The sequence below is a fragment of the Paraburkholderia sp. MPAMCS5 genome, from assembly GCF_036016995.1.
In the GTDB taxonomy this organism is placed as follows: Bacteria; Pseudomonadota; Gammaproteobacteria; order Burkholderiales; family Burkholderiaceae; genus Paraburkholderia.
Window position 1 is genome coordinate 99712 of record NZ_JAYXBK010000007.1, and the last position, 15559, is coordinate 115270.

At 61.3% G+C, this 15559-nt stretch carries 13 protein-coding genes; 12 read left to right on the forward strand and 1 reads right to left on the reverse strand.

What is annotated here, in order from left to right; all coding sequences use genetic code 11:
- The first annotated feature begins 30 nt into the window (after window positions 1-30).
- The 10 genes from VOM14_RS17745 to VOM14_RS17790 all read left to right on the forward strand — a co-directional run bounded on the left by VOM14_RS17745 (window position 31) and on the right by VOM14_RS17790 (window position 9768).
- Window positions 31-573 (forward strand): ATP synthase subunit I, encoded by a 543-nt coding sequence (locus VOM14_RS17745; RefSeq protein WP_327630035.1) that lies wholly within the window; start codon window positions 31-33, stop codon window positions 571-573.
- 159 nt (window positions 574-732) lie between these two features.
- Window positions 733-1584, forward strand: a complete 852-nt coding sequence (gene atpB / locus VOM14_RS17750; protein WP_327630036.1) for a F0F1 ATP synthase subunit A — start codon at window positions 733-735, stop codon at window positions 1582-1584.
- Window positions 1585-1666: 82 nt separating this feature from the next.
- Complete coding sequence (gene atpE / locus VOM14_RS17755) at window positions 1667-1936, forward strand: F0F1 ATP synthase subunit C (protein WP_007180033.1); 270 nt, start codon at window positions 1667-1669, stop codon at window positions 1934-1936.
- A 135-nt stretch (window positions 1937-2071) separates the two neighbouring features.
- On the forward strand, window positions 2072-2542 hold the full coding sequence (locus VOM14_RS17760) for a F0F1 ATP synthase subunit B (protein WP_106284870.1): 471 nt from the start codon (window positions 2072-2074) through the stop codon (window positions 2540-2542).
- 2 nt (window positions 2543-2544) lie between these two features.
- The gene (locus VOM14_RS17765; protein WP_327630038.1) at window positions 2545-3084 is read left to right on the forward strand and encodes a F0F1 ATP synthase subunit delta; all 540 of its coding nucleotides are present in this window, start codon (window positions 2545-2547) and stop codon (window positions 3082-3084) included.
- Window positions 3085-3142: 58 nt separating this feature from the next.
- Window positions 3143-4684 carry a F0F1 ATP synthase subunit alpha gene (gene atpA / locus VOM14_RS17770; protein WP_327630039.1) on the forward strand — a complete coding sequence of 514 codons (1542 nt, stop codon included), beginning with the start codon at window positions 3143-3145 and terminating at the stop codon, window positions 4682-4684.
- 140 nt (window positions 4685-4824) lie between these two features.
- The gene (gene atpG, locus VOM14_RS17775) at window positions 4825-5709 is read left to right on the forward strand and encodes a F0F1 ATP synthase subunit gamma (RefSeq protein WP_327630040.1); all 885 of its coding nucleotides are present in this window, start codon (window positions 4825-4827) and stop codon (window positions 5707-5709) included.
- Window positions 5710-5825: 116 nt separating this feature from the next.
- Entirely contained in the window at window positions 5826-7220 is a 1395-nt protein-coding gene (gene atpD / locus VOM14_RS17780; RefSeq protein WP_327630041.1) for a F0F1 ATP synthase subunit beta, read from the forward strand.
- A gap of 159 nt (window positions 7221-7379) precedes the next feature.
- Window positions 7380-7805 carry a F0F1 ATP synthase subunit epsilon gene (locus VOM14_RS17785; protein WP_327630042.1) on the forward strand — a complete coding sequence of 142 codons (426 nt, stop codon included), beginning with the start codon at window positions 7380-7382 and terminating at the stop codon, window positions 7803-7805.
- A 232-nt stretch (window positions 7806-8037) separates the two neighbouring features.
- Entirely contained in the window at window positions 8038-9768 is a 1731-nt protein-coding gene (locus VOM14_RS17790; protein WP_327630043.1) for an AMP-binding protein, read from the forward strand.
- Window positions 9769-10662: 894 nt separating this feature from the next.
- Here VOM14_RS17790 and VOM14_RS17795 read toward each other — a convergent pair.
- The gene (locus VOM14_RS17795) at window positions 10663-11466 is read right to left on the reverse strand and encodes a transporter substrate-binding domain-containing protein (RefSeq protein WP_327630044.1); all 804 of its coding nucleotides are present in this window, start codon (window positions 11464-11466) and stop codon (window positions 10663-10665) included.
- Window positions 11467-11672: 206 nt separating this feature from the next.
- On the opposite strand from VOM14_RS17795, the gene hemE reads away from it, so the two are divergent.
- Window positions 11673-12773, forward strand: coding sequence for a uroporphyrinogen decarboxylase (gene hemE / locus VOM14_RS17800; protein WP_327630045.1), 1101 nt, complete (start codon window positions 11673-11675; stop codon window positions 12771-12773).
- 475 nt (window positions 12774-13248) lie between these two features.
- Complete coding sequence (locus tag VOM14_RS17805; RefSeq protein ID WP_327630046.1) at window positions 13249-15495, forward strand: primosomal protein N'; 2247 nt, start codon at window positions 13249-13251, stop codon at window positions 15493-15495.
- The last annotated feature ends 64 nt before the right edge of the window (window positions 15496-15559 follow it).

Genomic DNA, 15559 nt, shown 5'->3' on the forward strand with positions numbered 1-15559 from the left:
TGATCGGAACGAGACTTTCGGAACACTGCGATGGCGGTCAAAGCGTCGAATCAAGCGCCGAAAAATGGGCGCGACGAACACCGCGATGAGCGCACCGTTTCGGATGCCTCGACCGCTCAGCCAGTCACGCGCGAAGATTCGTGGGACGTGGAGCAAGATAACAATATCGTTCCGCTCACGCGGTCCGAGGCCGAAAAGCTGTTTGGTCCGGACGTGAGTCGTCCATCGCGCGTTACGCCTTTCAAGGTCGTGGCGGCGCAAATGGTTTTGTCCCTGGGTGCAACGCTGGTGTGGTGGCTGTTCTATAAGCCGCCGGGCGCCGCTGCGCTGTCCGCGTTCCTGGGAGGCGCGATTTGCTGGGTGCCGGGCGCATTGTTCGCGGCACGATTGAGAACGCTGAGCGGTGCCGAAACAGTGATGAGCTGGATGATCGGCGAAGCGCTCAAGATGGGGACGACGATCGCGATGTTTGTAGCCATCGCCTTCTGGTATCACGACGTACGCTGGGTGCCGCTGCTCGTGACCTACCTCATTGCGCTCAAGACGTACTGGATCGCCTTGGCCTGGCGCTGAGGCAGCAACAAGGTAATGCCACAAGATTTAAAGCCGGCGCGAGGCGCCGGTGAGAGCGTGCGGATATGACAGAGTCCGCACCCGGCGCGTTCCCGCAATAAAGCATTGCGGCGGGCACGGCCTAAGACGATTTTCGACAATTTGGGTGGCTTTAACGATATGGCAGCTAGCGAAGGCACGCGCGCAATGGATCCGTCCGAGTACATCGCGCACCACTTGCAGAACTTTTCCACCGCGCACCAGACGTCGATTTTCGACATCCACGTGTGGAATCTGGACACCCTTTTCTGGTCGATCGTCTGCGGCGTGATCACCATTTTCATCCTGCATCTCGCTGCCCGTAAGGCAACGCCCGGCGTGCCGGGCCGTTTCCAGTGCGCCATCGAAATGCTGGTCGAAATGGTCGAAGATCAATCGAAGTCGATGATCCACGGCACGCGCACTTTCATTGCGCCGCTCGCCCTGACCGTGTTCGTCTGGGTCGCGCTGATGAACTCGCTCGACTTTATCCCCGTCGACTTGCCCGGCCACGTGATCGGCTGGCTGGGTCTGTCGGAAGCCATCCCGCACCATCGTATCGTGCCGACCGCCGACCTGAACGGCACGCTCGGCATCGCCCTCGGTGTGTTCGCGCTGATGATTTACTACAACTTCAAAATCAAGGGCGCTGGCGGCTTCGTGCACGAACTGCTGTCGGCACCGTTCGGCGCGCATCCTTTGCTGTGGATCCCGAACCTTGCACTGAACATCATCGAGTTCGTCGCGAAGACGGTCTCGCTCGGCATGCGGCTGTTCGGCAACATGTACGCGGGCGAACTGTTGTTCCTGCTGATTGCCCTGCTCGGCAGCATCTGGAGCTTCGGCGCGGACACGACGGTGCTTGGCTTCATCGGCCACGTGATCGCCGGCAGCGTGTGGGCAATCTTCCACATCCTGATCGTTCTGCTGCAGGCGTTCATTTTCATGATGCTGACGCTGGTTTACATCGGCCAGGCACACGACACGCACTAACCTGCGCTGCCGTAAAAAGAATCGTAGTTTTTTAAATCCCAGTTCCAATCAGTTCTAAAAGACTTTTCACAAAGGAGTGATCATGCAAGCTTTCATCGCCAACATCCAGGGTCTGACCGCCATCGGTATCGGCATCATCATCGGCCTGGGTGCAATCGGCGCCTGTATCGGTATCGGCCTGATGGGCGGCAAGTACATCGAAGCATGTGCTCGTCAGCCGGAATTGATGAACCCGCTGCAAACCAAGATGTTCCTGCTGGCTGGTCTGATCGATGCAGCGTTTCTGATTGGCGTTGGTGTGGCAATGCTGTTCGCGTTCGCGAACCCGCTGCTGTCGAAGCTGGCAGGCTGAGGTTCCTCGGAAGTTTGCGCCTGAGCTATAACTGAAGGCGCAGGGCGGAACGGGCACTGGGGCGCTGATCGAGCAAAAAATCGATGAGCGCCTTGCCGTTTCACTTTCCGAACTAGCAACGTTTAAGGAAACACCGTGAATCTCAACGCAACCCTGTTTGCGCAAATGGTCGTGTTCCTGATCCTCGCGTGGTTCACGATGAAGTTCGTGTGGCCGCCGCTGATCAACGCCCTCGACGAGCGCTCGAAGAAGATCGCCGACGGTTTGTCGGCTGCCGAAAAGGGCAAGGCCGAACTCGAAGCCGCTCACAAGCGCGTCGACCAGGAACTCGCCCAGGCACGCAACGACGGTCAGCAACGTATCGCTGACGCGGAAAAGCGCGCTGTGGCAGTCGCTGACGAAATCAAGGCTCAAGCACAAGCTGAAGCCGCTCGCATCATCGCGCAAGCGAAGGCCGACGCGGACCAGCAAGTCGTGAAGGCGCGTGAAACGCTGCGCGGTGAAGTCGCCGCACTGGCTGTGAAAGGCGCTGAACAGATCCTGAAGCGCGAAGTCGACCAGGCAGCTCACGCTGACCTGCTGAATCAACTGAAAGCCGAGCTCTGATCATGGCCGAACTTGCAACCATCGCCCGTCCGTACGCAGAAGCGCTGTTTGGCGTGGCCGAAGCTGGTGACATCGCCGCCTGGTCCACGCTCGTGCAGGAGCTGGCACAGGTTGCGCGTCTGCCCGAAGTGCTGTCGATCGCCTCGAGCCCGAAAGTGAGCCGTGCCCAGGTCAGCGAACTGCTGCTGGCTGCGGTCAAGTCGCCGCTCAAGGACAACGCGCAAGCGAAGAATCTGGTGCAAATGCTGGTGGACAACCATCGCCTGCAATTGCTGCCGGAAATCGCCGCGCAGTTCGAAGAGTTGAAGAACGCCCGCGAAGGGGCGGCCGATGTGCTGATCGTCAGCGCATTCCCGCTCGAAGGCGCGCAGTTGAACGACCTCGTCGCAAGTCTCGAACGCAAGTTCAAACGCAAGCTGAAGCCGACGGTCGAGATCGACTCGTCGTTGATTGGCGGCGTACGCGTGACGGTGGGCGACGAAGTGCTCGATACCTCGGTCCGCGCGCGGCTTGCCAGCATGCAGACGGCTCTGACGGCCTGAAGCGCCCACGGCGCTGAAGCGGCTGGCACGCAACAGAATTGACTATCAGGAGCGAATAATGCAACTCAATCCCTCTGAGATCAGCGAGCTGATCAAGAGCCGGATCCAGGGCCTTGAAGCGAGCGCAGACGTTCGCAACCAGGGCACCGTGATCTCCGTGACCGACGGTATCGTGCGTATTCACGGTTTGTCGGAAGTGATGCAGGGCGAAATGCTCGAATTCCCGGGCAACACGTTCGGCCTCGCACTGAACCTCGAGCGCGACTCGGTCGGCGCCGTGATTCTGGGTGAGTACGAGCACATTTCGGAAGGCGACATCGTCAAGACGACGGGCCGTATTCTGGAGGTGCCGGTTGGTCCGGAGCTGCTCGGCCGCGTGGTCGACGCGCTGGGCAACCCGATCGACGGCAAAGGCCCGATCAACGCAAAGAAGACCGACGCAATCGAAAAGATCGCTCCGGGCGTGATCTGGCGTAAGTCGGTTTCGGAACCGGTCCAGACCGGTCTGAAGTCGATCGACGCGATGGTGCCGGTTGGCCGTGGCCAGCGTGAGCTGATCATTGGCGACCGCCAGTGCGGCAAGACCGCCGTCGCAGTCGACGCGATCATCAACCAGAAGGGCAAGAACCTCTTCTGTATCTACGTTGCGATCGGCCAGAAGGCTTCGTCGATCATGAACGTGGTCCGCAAGCTGGAAGAAACCGGCGCGCTGGAATACACGATCGTCGTGGCCGCTTCGGCTTCGGAATCGGCCGCGATGCAATACCTCGCGCCGTACGCCGGCTGCACGATGGGCGAATACTTCCGCGACCGCGGTCAGGACGCGCTGATCGTTTATGACGACTTGACCAAGCAGGCTTGGGCATATCGCCAGATCTCGCTGCTGCTGCGCCGTCCGCCGGGCCGTGAAGCTTATCCGGGCGACGTGTTCTATCTGCACTCGCGTCTGCTCGAGCGTGCTGCGCGCGTCTCGGAAGATTACGTCGAGAAGTTCACCAACGGCGAAGTGAAGGGCAAGAGCGGTTCGCTGACGGCACTGCCGGTCATTGAAACGCAAGCCGGCGACGTGACGGCGTTCGTTCCGACGAACGTGATCTCGATTACCGACGGCCAGATCTTCCTGGAAACCGACCTCTTCAACGCAGGTATCCGCCCGGCAATTAACGCAGGCGTGTCGGTGTCGCGCGTCGGTGGTGCGGCTCAGACCAAGGTCGTGAAGAAGCTGTCGGGCGGCATCCGTACCGACCTCGCACAGTACCGTGAACTGGCAGCGTTCGCGCAGTTCGCATCGGACCTCGACGAAGCGACCCGCAAGCAGCTCGAGCGCGGCCGCCGCGTGACGGAACTGCTGAAGCAGCCGCAATACCAGCCGCTGCAAGTGTGGGAACTGGCTATTTCGCTGTTCGCCGCGAACAACGGCTACCTCGACGATCTGGAAGTGCCGCAAGTTCTTTCGTTCGAAAAGGGTCTGCGCGAATATCTGAAGTCGAGCCACGCTGACCTGGTCAAGCGCATCGAAGACAACAAGGAACTCTCGAAGGACGACGAAGGCCTGCTGCACACGGCCGTCAAAGACTTCAAGAAGTCCGGCGCTTATTGATCTGCGAGTGATCCGCAAGGCCTAAAAGGACCTTGAAGCGGCGCGGGCCGCATGTGAATGCTCCCGCGCTGCTTTGATCGCTTTGCATGGGACCCGAGTTCAGCACAGAACCGCTCACTCGGGCCGACAAGGAGCAAGCAATGGCTGGAATGAAGGAAATTCGCGGCAAGATCAAGAGCGTGCAAAACACGCGAAAGATCACGAAAGCGATGGAGATGGTGGCCGCATCGAAGATGCGCCGCGCTCAGGAGCGCATGCGCGCTGCTCGCCCGTATGCCGACAAGGTCCGCGACATCGCTGCACACATGAGCCGTGCGAACCCCGAGTATCGTCACCCGTTCATGGTGGCGAACGAAGGCGCGAAGACGGCGGGCATCATCCTCGTCACGACCGACAAAGGTCTGTGCGGCGGCATGAATACCAACGTGCTGCGTGCGTCGCTGCAGAAGTTCAAGGAACTGGAAGGCCAGGGCAAGACGATCGAAGCAACTGCGATCGGCACCAAGGGTCTGGGTTTCCTGAACCGTTTGCGCGCCAAGGTGGTGTCGAATGTCGTGCATCTGGGCGACACGCCACATCTGGAAAAGCTGATCGGCGCGGTGAAGGTGCAGCTCGACCTGTACTCGGAAGGCAAGGTTTCGGCGGTGTATCTCGCGTACACGCGCTTCGTCAATACGATGAAGCAGGAGCCGGTAATCGAGCAACTGCTGCCGTTGGCGGCAGATCAGTTCGAGCGCAAGGAAGAAGACGGCACGGTGCCGAGCACGCAGTGGGATTACATCTACGAGCCGGATGCGCAAGCCGTGGTGGACGAACTGCTCGTGCGTTATGTCGAAGCGCTGGTGTACCAGGCCGTTGCGGAAAACATGGCATCGGAGCAATCGGCCCGTATGGTCGCAATGAAGGCCGCTTCGGACAACGCGAAGACGGTCATCAACGAACTGCAACTTGTGTACAACAAGAGCCGTCAGGCCGCGATCACGAAAGAACTGTCGGAAATCGTCGGTGGCGCGGCGGCAGTCTGACCTTGATGGTCAGGCACGCCGCCTCGTGTGCGCCCTCGTGGCGCACCCGTCCAGGCGACGCCCATCGAAACAGCGCCTTTGCGCGAGTGAAGAATTGAGTATCTAAAGGAAAAGCGATGAGTACTACTGCTTTGGTAGAAGGCAAGATCGTACAGTGCATCGGCGCGGTGATCGACGTGGAATTTCCGCGTTCGGACATGCCGAAGGTTTACGACGCGCTCATTCTCGAAGGTTCGGAACTGACCCTCGAAGTCCAGCAACAGCTGGGCGACGGCGTCGTCCGTACCATCTGTCTGGGTGCATCGGACGGCCTGCGTCGTGGCACGGTCGTGAAGAACACCGGCAAGCCCATCAGCGTGCCGGTCGGCAAGCCGACGCTGGGCCGTATCATGGACGTGCTGGGTCGTCCGATCGACGAAGCCGGTCCGATCAACTCGGACGTGGTTCGCGGCATTCACCAGAAGGCTCCGGCGTTCGACGAACTGTCGCCGTCGACCGAGCTGCTCGAAACCGGCATCAAGGTTATCGACCTGATCTGCCCGTTCGCAAAGGGCGGCAAGGTGGGTCTGTTCGGTGGCGCCGGCGTGGGCAAGACCGTGAACATGATGGAACTGATCAACAACATCGCTAAGGAACACGGTGGTTACTCCGTGTTCGCCGGTGTTGGCGAGCGTACCCGCGAAGGGAACGACTTCTATCACGAAATGAAGGACTCGAACGTTCTGGACAAGGTCGCGCTGGTCTACGGCCAGATGAACGAGCCGCCGGGCAACCGTCTGCGCGTCGCGCTGACCGGCCTGACGATGGCTGAGCACTTCCGTGACGAAGGCCTCGACGTGCTGTTCTTCGTCGACAACATCTACCGTTTCACGCTGGCCGGTACCGAAGTGTCGGCACTGCTCGGCCGTATGCCGTCGGCAGTGGGCTATCAGCCGACGCTGGCTGAAGAAATGGGCAAGCTGCAAGAGCGTATTACGTCGACCAAGACCGGCTCGATCACGTCGGTTCAGGCCGTGTACGTCCCTGCGGACGACTTGACCGACCCGTCGCCGGCTACGACTTTCGGCCACCTGGACGCAACGGTCGTGTTGTCGCGTGACATCGCTTCGCTGGGTATCTACCCGGCAGTTGACCCGCTCGATTCGACCTCGCGTCAGATCGACCCGAACGTGATCGGCGAAGAGCACTACTCGATCACGCGCGGCGTGCAGCAAACGCTGCAGCGCTACAAGGAACTGCGCGACATTATTGCGATTCTGGGCATGGACGAACTGGCGCCGGAAGACAAGCTCGCCGTGGCGCGCGCTCGTAAGATCCAGCGTTTCCTGTCGCAGCCGTTCCACGTCGCTGAAGTGTTCACGGGCTCGCCGGGCAAGTACGTTCCGCTGAAGGAAACGATCCGTGGCTTCAAGATGATCGTTGAAGGCGAGTGCGACCACCTGCCGGAACAGGCGTTCTACATGGTCGGCACGATCGACGAAGCCTTCGAAAAGGCCAAGAAGATCCAGTAAAGGTCGGGTGTAACGAAGCGGGCGCCGGCGTCCGCGCTCAACGGATGCTGCTACAGCATCCGTGCGTAAAACCGGCTCCCTCACTACGCTCAACCCAGCCTTGCATGGGACGAGAGTCAGCGTTAAAGCGCCGGTTCTCGTCGACAGGAGTCGACACTTATGGCAACCATTAAAGTAGACGTCGTCAGCGCGGAAGAGCAGATCTTCTCGGGCCAGGCGAAGTTCGTCGCGCTGCCGGGCGAAGCAGGTGAACTCGGCATTCTGCCGGGCCACACGCCGCTCATCACGCGGATTCGTCCGGGTGCGGTGCGCATTGAAGCTGAAAACGGCGAGGAAGAGTTTGTGTTCGTCGCCGGCGGCATTCTCGAAATCCAGCCGGGCGCTGTGACGGTTCTCGCCGACACCGCAATCCGCGGCAAGGATCTCGACGAAGCCAAGGCCGAAGAGGCGCGCAAGCGTGCGGAAGAAGCGCTGCAGAACACGGGCTCGAACCTCGAATACGCCACCGCGCAGGCGGAACTGGCGTACGCGACGGCTCAGCTCGCTGCGATCCAGCGTCTGCGCAAGCTGCGCGGTCAAAGCTAAGCAACACGTATCAGAGAGAAAGCAGCCCGCGTGGCTGCTTTTTTTTGACCTTCACTTGACGTTTACGGAAAGGTCACGGAAATTGTGTGTCCGCAGCCCATGATCCAACGGGCGAGTAGCCGTGCAAGTCGACGCGCTGCGGGTAAGACTTGATGCCGGACGGACACAGGCCGGTGGCACAATCGATTTCAAATTCATTTCAATAGGGCAATTCGCTCACGGAGACAGCACCATGGCAACGCAAGTGTCAGGCGAAGGCGCAATCATCGAACCGAAAGACGGGCTGTCGTATGTTCGCGGATCGACCGAGATTCCGTTGAGTGAGGCGACGATCGGCGAGTTTCTGCGCGCCACCGCCGAGCGCTTTCCCGACCGGCCAGCCGTGGTGTTCCGCGAGCAGCGAATTCGGTGGACATGGAAGGAGTTCGCCGACGAAGTGGATGTGCTCGCTGCCGGCTTTCTGGCGCTTGGCATTACGAAGGGCGATCGCGTCGGCATCTGGTCGCCGAATCGGGTCGAATGGTTGCTGACCCAGTTCGCGACGGCGCGCATCGGCGCGGTGCTCGTCAACATCAATCCAGCGTATCGGCTCGCCGAACTCGAATACGCGCTGAATAAGGTCGGCTGCAAGGCGATCGTTGCGGCGGAGCGCTTCAAGTCGTCGATGTACCTGGAAATGCTCCAGCAGCTCGCGCCCGAACTCGCCACGCAGGCGCCCGGACAACTGCACGCGGCGAGGTTGCCCGAACTGCGCTACGTCATTCGCATGTGCGACACGGAAACGCCGGGCATGCTGAGCTTCTCCGAGGTGATCGAGCAGGGCCGCGCCGCGCTCGACATCGCCAGGCTCGATCAGGTCGGCGCGACCCTTTCGTGCCATGAGGCGATCAACATCCAGTTCACGAGCGGCACGACCGGCAATCCTAAGGGCGCGACCCTCACGCATAGCAACGTGGTCAACAACGCGCGCTACATAGCGATCGCGATGAATCTGAGCGAGCAGGACGGCCTGTGCATTCCCGTTCCGCTGTATCACTGCTTCGGGATGGTGCTCGCGGTGCTGGCCTGCGTCTCCGTCGGGGCGAACATGGTGTTTCCGGGCGAGGCCTTCGACCCGGCCGCGACGCTCGCGGCCGTCGCGGAAGAGCAGTGCACGGCGCTGCATGGTGTGCCTACCATGTTCATCGCGGAGCTGGATCATCCGGACTTCGCCACGTATGACCTCTCGCGTCTGCGCACCGGCATCATGGCCGGCTCGCCATGCCCGATTGAGACGATGAAAAAGGTCGTCTCCCGAATGCATCTCAACGAGATCACCATTGCGTACGGCATGACTGAGACGAGCCCGGTGTCGTTTCAGAGTTCGACCACCGATCCACTCGACAAGCGCACCACCACGGTTGGCCGCATCCAGCCGCATCTGGAGGTGAAGATCGTCGATCCGCTCGGCAACATCGTGCCGGTCGGCGAAACCGGCGAACTTTGCACGCGCGGCTATTCGGTCATGCAAGGCTATTGGGGCGACGAGGCGAAAACGCGCGAAAGTATCGTCGATGGCTGGATGCACACCGGCGACCTGGCCACGCTCGACGCCCAAGGCTATTGCAACATTGTCGGCCGCCTGAAGGACATGCTGATTCGCGGCGGCGAAAACATCTACCCGCGCGAAATTGAGGAATATCTCTTTCGTCACCCGAAAATTCAGAGCGTGCAGGTGTTCGGCATTCCCGACGCGAAATACGGCGAAGAAGTGTGCGCGTGGGTCGTGCTGCGCTCAGGCGAACAGGCGACTGCCGAAGAGATCCAGCAGTTTTGTCATGGCCAGATCGCGCACTATAAGGTGCCGAAGTACATTCGCTTCGTCGACGAGCTTCCCATGACCGTTACCGGCAAAGTGCAGAAGTTCGTCATGCGGGAGCGCATGATCAGCGAGCTTAAATTGCAGGAAGGTAAGACGGCTTGATTCGGGGCGTGACACCTGAGCCGCTGAGTTGAACGCCGCTTTCGGGCGGCGTTTTTGCGTACATTCGCGCTGCGACTCAAAAGTGTGACTTAAAAGCGAAGGTCAAATGGCGGCCAAAAGCGAACAATAGTCGCCAATGCGCTGACAGCAAACGTTTGGGCAGACGAAAAAAAGCGGGCCTGGAGCCCGCTAAAAACCACACGCTACGGGGTTAGCGCGAGGAGACCAAAGTAGGAACCGACTGAGACGACGACCCAGCGTCGACTACGGCCCCAGCAGGGATGCCCCTTCACAGGGCTTCGGCATGAGCCGACCGGCAAGTGCATCGTATCCGCTCACACCACGCACCCAGCCACATCCGTGTTGAAACCGTTGAGGGCATTGTGGGCGAATTAACTCAAGAAGGCCGTAACAAAGTGTTTCAGGTTGTAACGCCCGCCAGATAAGGCGCTGCGGGATTTATTGCGAATTTTCGACTGTTCGAAACGTAGTTTTTACCTGTGATTCGACGGCAAATTAATACGCTCGTTTAACGATATTCGAGAAGCATAGCGCCGCATAAACCATTCAGTTGATTCCGCATGAAATGGTTGCATCCTCATCTTTTCGATAAAAAATCGCTGCGGTTACAATCAGTTCGCATTCACAACTCAATTTTCAGACGATCACTGGCGGATCGCGGTGCGCCGCAACAAAATGGTGCGTGAAACAGTGCATAAAGCACGAGCGGCAAAGGGCCGGTTCAGCAAAGCCCGCACGCCCGCGTGATTGTTACTCGCGCCCCGCGTATCGAGGCAGCGTTACACGATTGAACTGACAAACCAGACGCCGTCAGGTTTCGGACCGCCGCGTTGTCAGGCGAGCCCGAAAAACGGCGACCGAAAGCCTCGTGCGTCACTTCAACCATTTGTCCGACACGGCCTGATATTCCCCGGTTGCGCGCGCCAGATGCAGCCACTGATCGACGTATTGCTGGAACGCCACATCGCCTCGTGGCAGCAGCCACGCCTTTTCGCCGTATTGGAACGGCTTGTCCGGATGCACCGAGCACAGACCCGGGTTGAGCTTCTGCTGGAGCAGCGTTTCGGACGCATCCGTGACCATCACATCCGCCTTGCCAGAGAGAATCTGCTTGAAGATCGTCACGTTATCCGGATAGACGGTGAGGTTCGCGTGCGAAAAAAACTGCTTCGCGAAACGTTCGTTGGTGCCGCCTGGATTGACGATCACGCGGGTCGCCGGCTGATCGATCTGCGCGACAGTCTGGTACTTGTTCACGTCGTCGCAACGGACAATCGGCGTCTTGCCGTCCACCATATACGCCTGCGTGAAAAACGCGCGCTTCTGCCGATCCAGCGTCGGCGACACACCGCCCACGCCGATGTCGCATTTGGCCACGAAGTCATTCATCAGGTTCGACCACGACGTCTTGACGTACTCCGTCTTGACGCCGAGCGATTTCGCCAGCGACTCCGTCATGTCGATGTCGATCCCTTCGAACTGGCCGTCGCCCTTGTAGTACGAGTAAGGCTTGTAGTCGCCCGTCGTGCAGGCGCGCAGCGTGCCGCGAGCCAGAATTTCGTCGAGTCGCGGAGCGGCCGGGGCCGCAGTCGCGCCCGCGGTCTCGGCCTGTACCGAACCGGTGTGCATGAGAACGCCCACCAGAGCGCCGAGCAGTGCGAGTGCTGCCTTTTTCATTGAGTCTCCTTCATTGTGTTGTTGTAAGGCTGTCGGATGATAGCCCGGCAATTCGCGGTTGAACATTGGCCGTTCGGCCAGGTTGCGCCGCTGCTCCCGTCGGGGAAAATGTCGACGAGCGCCGCGCCAGACTTATTGCCCGCATCAAGCGAGATGTGGTGGGCGTGGTCCGGTAAAATGCCCCTTTGCCTTCAGTCGCTTGCAACGTGGCCCATAAACTCCTGAACGACACTTTCCTGCGCGCGCTGCTGCGCCAGCCGACCGACTACACGCCTGTCTGGCTGATGCGGCAGGCGGGCCGCTACCTGCCCGAATACAACGCCACGCGCGCACGCGCCGGCAGCTTCCTTGGGCTGGCGAAAAATCCCGCGTTCGCCACGGAAGTCACGCTGCAACCACTCGAGCGCTATCCGCTCGACGCCGCCATTCTGTTTTCCGACATTCTGACGGTGCCGGACGCAATGGGCCTGGGGCTGGAGTTCGTCGCGGGCGAGGGGCCGACATTTGCGCGCCCGGTGCGCACGGAAGACGACGTCGCGCGCCTGGCCGTGCCCGACATCGACGCCACGCTGCGCTACGTGACCGACGCCGTGCGCGAAATCCGTCAGGCGTTGACCGACGCGCAGGGCCATCAGCGCGTGCCGCTTATCGGCTTTTCGGGCAGCCCGTGGACGTTGGCGTGCTACATGGTCGAAGGCGGCGGCTCGGCGGACTTCCGGACCGTCAAGTCCATGCTCTACGCGCGGCCGGATCTCATGCATCGCATTCTGGAGATCAACGCCAGTTCCGTGGCGGCTTATCTGAACGCGCAGATCGACGCCGGCGCGCAGGCCGTGATGATTTTCGACACGTGGGGCGGTGCGCTCGCGGACGGTGCCTACCAGCGTTTCTCGCTGCACTACATTCAGCAGGTCGTGAGCCAGTTGAAGCGCGAGCACGACGGTGAAAAAGTGCCGGTTATCACGTTCACCAAGGGCGGCGGACTCTGGCTCGACGAAATCGCCGAAATTGGCGTGGACGCGGTCGGTCTGGACTGGACGGTCAATCTGCACAAAGCGCGCGAGCGCGTCGGCGGCAAGGTGGCTTTGCAAGGCAATATCGATCCGTCTGTGCTGTTCGCGCCGCCGGCGTCGATCCGCATGGAAGCGCGAGCCGTGCTCGACAGTTTCGGCAACCATCCGGGCCACGTTTTCAACCTCGGGCACGGAATTTCGCAGTTCACGCCGCCGGAAAACGTCGCCGAACTCGTCGACGAAGTGCATCGACACAGCCGCGCCATTCGTAGCGGCGCCCACATTCCTTCGTGACACTGTACTTTTTACCGTTTCATGTTGCGGCGCAGCGTGGTGGGCTCTCCCCCTAAGGGAAATCTTGTACTGAATGGGCCGCTGGGCGGCGGTCTTGCGGTTGTCAAGTCTTGACTTATACACATTCATCACGCTGCGGCGCGGTAGAAGCTTTAGTCGTGTCCCGACCCTTGCACAGGACCTCCGTCTTTGATCCAAGCCTTGTCTGGCAAGGGTTTCACGGCATTTTCGAGAAATGTGCGGAACCCCACAGAAGGCCGCAGCCACGCGGTTTGCGGGCCGTCGGAGCGAAGTTCTCAACAAAGTTATCCACAGGCAAGCCGGGGCGCGATCAATTGTTCAGCCGGATCCAAAACTTAACGGCGAAATTGAAGTTTTACTTTAACTTCGACGACGCGGCTCATGGCCGCACGCAGCCGACTGTTCGGTGCGCCACTATGCCGCGCATGGTCCGCACGAATCTCTTCGCCGCCGCATGAGCGAAATGTTTGTCCGCGTCGCGCTGGATCATCCGCTGCCGACTCTGTTCGATTACCGCTGGGGCGCGTCGGAGCCGGCCGTTCCCGGCATGCTGGTGAGCGTGCCATTCGGCAAGCGTCACGTGGTGGGGCTGGTGTGCGAAGTGACGGCTCACAGTGACGTTCCCGCCGATCGGCTGCGCACCGTCGACAGCTTTTGTGGCGCATGTCCGCCGCTGTCGGCCGAATGGCTGGCGCTCGCGACTTTCGCCGCCGATTACTACCAGCGCGGCCTCGGCGAAGTGGCGTTGCCGGCGCTGCCTCAGGCGCTGCGCGATGCCTCCCGCTGGACGCGCCTGCTCGCGCCCGAAGAGCGCTACAGACTGACGCCTGAAGGCCGAGCGACGTTGCCCGAAGCGTTGCCGGCGCGCGCCACCGCGCTGCGAAACCTCGCGCAGGCGCTCGCCGCCACGGAGTTCCTCACCGCCGCCGACGCTCGCGCGCTTCACCCGAAAGCCATCGCGACGCTCGCCACATGGGAGGCCGACGGCTGGGTTCAGCTTGAAGTCGTCGATGCCGCCGCTCTGCTGCCGCCCACGGCGTCCACGGAAACGCTGCCGCAGACGCTGCCTACACTCACCGACGAGCAGGCCGTCGCCGTCGAGGCGATCCGCGACGCGCGCGGCTTCGCGCCATTCCTGCTGCACGGCGTGACCGGCAGCGGCAAAACGGAAGTGTATTTGCGCGCGCTCGCCGAGATTCTCGCCGCGAACCCCGACGCGCAAGCGCTCGTGCTGGTGCCTGAAATCAACCTGACGCCGCAGTTCGAGGCGGCTTTCCGCGCGCGCTTCGCGGCCCTCGCGGACACCGCCATCGTCACGCTGCACAGCGGTCTCGCGGAAGGCGAGCGCGCCCGCAACTGGTTCGCCGCGCACACGGCGCGGGCGCGCATCGTATTGGGCACGCGCCTCGCGGTGCTCGCGTCGCTGCCGCGGCTGGCCATTATCGTGGTCGATGAGGAGCACGATCCCGCGTACAAGCAGCAGGAAGGTCTGCGCTACTCGGCGCGCGATCTCGCCATCTACCGCGCGAAGCAACTCGGCGTGGCCGTCGTGCTCGGTTCCGCCACGCCGTCGCTGGAAAGCTGGTGGCAGGCCGATCAGGGGCGCTACAAGCGGCTCACGCTGTCGCGCCGCGCGGTGGCCGACGCCGTGCTGCCCACCGTCCGCCTGATCGATCTCGAAGACGAGCGGCGCCGCGGACGGGCCTCGGTGGAAGGTTTGTCCGGCCCGTTGATCGCCGCGCTGAAGACGCGGCTGGAGCGCGGCGAGCAGAGCCTCGTGTTCCTGAACCGAAGGGGCTACGCGCCGCAGCTCGCCTGCGACGCCTGCGGCTGGGTCTCAGGCTGTCCGCGTTGCAGCGCCTACGTCGTGCTGCACAAGCCCGAGCGGGCGCTGCGCTGTCATCACTGCGGATGGGAGTCGCGCATTCCGCGCTCGTGCCCGGAATGCGGCAATGTGGACATCGCGCCAATGGGCCGCGGCACGCAGCGCGTGGAAGAGACGCTCGCGAACGCCGTGCCGGGCGCGCGGGTGTTACGGATCGACGCTGACAGCACGCGCCGCAAAGGCAGCGCTCAGGCGCTTTTTTCCGACGTGCACGCGGGCGAGATCGACATTCTGGTCGGCACACAGATGATCGCAAAGGGGCACGACTTTCAGCGCGTATCGCTGGTCGGCGTGCTGAATGCCGATACTGCGCTGTTTTCCCACGACTTTCGCGCGAGCGAGCGCCTTTTCGCGCAATTGATGCAGGTGAGCGGTCGTGCCGGTCGTGGCGGTTTGCCGGGCGAGGTGCTGGTGCAGACGCGCTATCCGCGTCATGCGCTTTATCACGCGCTTGGGCGTCATGATTACGTCGGCTTTGCTAATTCGACGCTGGCTGAACGGCGCGACGCGCATCTGCCGCCGTTCGTCTATCAGGCGCTGTTGCGCGCCGAGGGGCGCACGCTCGAAGCCGCGCTGGCTTTCCTGCAACAGGCCGCCGCCGAACTGACGGGGATTGCCGCCGCCGGGCGCGTGACCGTCTATGACGCCGTGCCGCTCACCATCGTCAAGGTGATGCATGTGCACCGCGCGCAACTGCTGATCGAAAGCGCATCGCGTGCCGCGCTGCAAGCCACATTGCGTGCATGGCAGCCCTTGCTGCGCAATTTGAAGGGCGTCTTGCGCTGGAATCTCGAAGTCGATCCGCTCGACATTTGAGCCGCGCCCAAGCCGCTTTGCACTCGCGCGGCGGACTTGGCCGACATCAGGCCGACACCAGGCC